Annotated in this window: 1 pseudogene; it reads left to right on the top strand. The window is 45.8% G+C overall.

Annotation, left to right across the window (positions count from 1 at the left end):
• Positions 1-225 (top strand): annotated as a pseudogene (locus TP70_RS12930) (hypothetical protein); the annotation flags it as partial.

Below are 225 nucleotides of genomic sequence, written 5' to 3'. Positions count from 1 at the left end.
AAGTGCTCATGCTTGCTGAATCACTTTCGCTCACTGAAGTAGAAGTGCTCATTGACGCTGAATCACTTTCGCTCACTGAAGTAGAAGTGCTCATTGACGCTGAGTCGCTCTCGCTTACTGAAGTAGAAGCGCTCATTGATGCTGAATCACTTTCGCTCACTGAAGTTGACGTACTCATTGACGCTGAATCACTTTCGCTTACTGAAGTAGAAGTGCTCATTGACG

It is taken from the genome of Staphylococcus microti (assembly GCF_000934465.1).
Classification (GTDB): Bacteria; Bacillota; Bacilli; order Staphylococcales; family Staphylococcaceae; genus Staphylococcus; species Staphylococcus microti.
Note: the sequence above shows the minus strand (reverse complement) of the source record. Positions and strands in the feature narration are given on the sequence as shown.